The following is a 2,779-nucleotide window of genomic DNA, read 5'->3' as shown; positions in this document are numbered from 1 at the left end:
TTCAACTATCAACTGTCTTGATTTGCTCAACCGTCGGGAAACCCGACGAACGCAAATCGCTATCAACTATCAACTATCAACTATCAAAATGGCCTTATTCCCCTTATTACAGCCCGATCTAGTGTTAGGTCGCTCAGTTTTGGATTTAACACCCGATTTGCTGGCGCGCCATCAAATTAAAGGCTTAGTACTCGATGTCGATGATACGATCGTGCCGATCGGGATTGGGGTCGCGCAACCAGAACTGATCCTGTGGATTCAACAAACTAAAGAACTCGTTCCCATCTGGCTAGTGACAAATAATCCCAACCAAGTGCGCATTGGCGCGATCGCCGATAGCCTATCGCTACCTTACTTCCTCAGTGCGGGTAAACCATCGCGGCGCAGACTCCGCCAAGCGAGCGAGGCAATGAAGCTAGAACCCGCCCACGTCGCGATGGTCGGAGATCGAGTGTTTACTGACGTACTAGCAGGAAACCGGATGGGCATGTTTACAATCTTGATCGAACCGATCGTCAGTGCAGATACTTCTGTCGGGTTTAGCCTGCTGCGCAGCGTCGAATTTGCGATCGCTAGAACATTAGGCGTGTCTTTGGCCGTAATGAAATAAATATTTACATTACATAACAATTGCTTATAAAGTCGAAATATAAATAAATCATTAAGAAAACCAGGATGCTCAAAAAAATCTGGCATCATAGTTTTATTGCAAATGGAGTCAGCCCAGATAAAGACTCTAAACATAATATAAAACAACAAAACCTTCAGAGCGTTAGCTGCCACCAATAGGCAGTTGACGCTCTGAAACTTTTTAGACTAGATTTTTTACTAATTATTAGATTTTCTCATTCCATCACCGAAAGCCTCGATCCCTCATCAGTATGCTCCGATCCCCGCTATGTCGCAGACCCTAGTCATCAAAGTTGGTACATCAAGTCTGACCCGTAGTGATGGCAGATTAGCATTAGCCACGATCGCCGCTTTGGTAGAGACCATCGTCGATCTGCGCGCCCAGGGTCATCGAATTGTATTGGTATCTTCGGGGGCAGTTGGAGTTGGCGCGGCAAGACTGGGCATGACCGAACGCCCGAAAACAATCGCTCTCAAACAAGCCGCCGCCGCTGTGGGGCAAGGGATTATCATGCGGGTGTATGACGATCTGTTTCGCGAACATCAGCAGCCAGTCGCCCAAATCCTGCTCACGCGGGGCGACCTCGATCGCCGGAGCAGTTATATCAATGCTTACAATACTTTTCAGGAGCTATTCCGACTCGGTGTCATGCCGATCGTTAATGAAAACGATACCGTCGCCGTAGACGAGCTGAAATTTGGCGATAACGATACTCTCTCCGCCCGTGTCGCCAGCACGATCGACGCCGACTGGTTATTTTTACTCACCGATGTCGATCGCTTGTACTCCGCCGACCCCCGCAAATTTCCCGATGCCCAACCGATCGTCCAGATCGATCGCTTAGAGGATTTAACAGCTCTTCAAATCCAAATCGGTGGGAAAGGTTCGGAATGGGGAACGGGAGGCATGGCGACCAAAATTGCCGCCGCTGGGATTGCCACTGGCGCAGGTGTCAAAACCGCAATCACCCACGGGCAATTTCCCCAGAATATCGAGCGAATTTTACACGGCGAACCATTGGGGACGCAATTTACGCCCCAATTACGCGCCGATAGTGCGAGAAAACGCTGGATCGCGCATGGATTGATAACAGTCGGTAAAGTTTTTCTAGATGACGGTGCAGTGCAAGCGATCGTCTCTAGTGGCAAATCTTTATTACCAGCCGGAATTGCTAAAATTGAAGGCGAGTTTGACGCGACTGATGCAGTTCAATTGTGCGATTTTAGCGGCAAAGAAATCGGGCGGGGAATTACCAACTATAGTAGTGCCGAACTCGATCGAATTCAGGGACATCACTCGACCGACATTCTCGATTTACTCGGCTATCTAGGCGAAGAAACCGTCGTACATCGTGATAATTTAGTGTTGAGTTAATCCTCACAATCTCGATCGCGGAACATCGATCGATTTTATTACGCCTAATCAGTTACATTGAGATCGCCCCGATTATGAAATTTTTATTGTTGCTTTACGTTACCTTCGTGCTAACAGCCACAGTCGGATATTCGCAAGTAGCGATCGCAGGTGACAAAAATACAGCCCGACCGCAATCCAAAGAGACAATTTTAGGTGTGGTCGATCGACAAATCGTTCCTGGCAAAAGAGTTGGCGCGATCGTCAAAACTACTACTCATGCCAACTTGGTGCAGTTATTCGGTGCAAACAAGTTGAGTGAAACTGAATTATATGGCGCAGAAGGGCAGGTTAAATTACCAGCAACCGTGGTGAGATTTGCCAACAATAAAGAGCTAAAAGTCGTCTGGAAAGACAGCAAACGCAATCGAGTATTCATGACGATCGTCCGCGACCCCGATTGGTATACCAAAAGTGGCGTTCGCGTCGGGATGACTTTCCCACAATTGCGGAAGATCGCGGGTAAATTTGAAGTGAGCGGTTTGGGTTGGGACTATGGTAATTCAGTTAGTTATCCCGCACTGAAAACTTATCCTTTTTTCGGCATGAGTCTCAAAGTCGATGCGAATGAAAAAGCGATCGAGCAATTTCCCAAGGAGTATCGAGTAGTCAGTGGCGACGGTTTACAATTAGCCGACGACGATCCTCGGTGGAAAAACTTAAAAATGCGCGTGAGCGTTTTGGAAGTTGTCTATCAATAATTATGCTCGATCGATTGATACAATCTCGATTCTG

3 protein-coding genes are annotated in these 2,779 nt (G+C 47.6%); all 3 read left to right on the top strand.

The window, feature by feature from the left end:
* Window positions 1–610, top strand: a 610-nt coding sequence (locus RMO84_RS11645; RefSeq protein ID WP_396135836.1) for a YqeG family HAD IIIA-type phosphatase, incomplete at its 5' end; no start/stop codon positions are given.
* A gap of 288 nt (window positions 611–898) precedes the next feature.
* Window positions 899–2,005, top strand: coding sequence for a glutamate 5-kinase (gene proB / locus RMO84_RS11640; RefSeq protein WP_310488622.1), 1,107 nt, complete (start codon window positions 899–901; stop codon window positions 2,003–2,005).
* 74 nt (window positions 2,006–2,079) lie between these two features.
* The gene (locus RMO84_RS11635; protein ID WP_310488621.1) at window positions 2,080–2,745 is read left to right on the top strand and encodes a hypothetical protein; all 666 of its coding nucleotides are present in this window, start codon (window positions 2,080–2,082) and stop codon (window positions 2,743–2,745) included.
* Window positions 2,746–2,779: the final 34 nt, after the last annotated feature.

Source organism: Chamaesiphon sp. VAR_69_metabat_338 (assembly GCF_031423935.1).
Taxonomy (GTDB): domain Bacteria; phylum Cyanobacteriota; class Cyanobacteriia; order Cyanobacteriales; family Chamaesiphonaceae; genus Chamaesiphon.
This window is presented reverse-complemented; position numbering and strand designations above follow the sequence as displayed.

Bases quoted from the DNA above. Each gene is read 5' to 3' on its own strand.
- proB (WP_310488622.1), top strand. From the start codon at position 899: ATGTCGCAGACCCTAGTCATCAAAGTTGGTACATCAAGTCTGACCCGT.
- RMO84_RS11635 (WP_310488621.1), top strand. From the start codon at position 2,080: ATGAAATTTTTATTGTTGCTTTACGTTACCTTCGTGCTAACAGCCACA.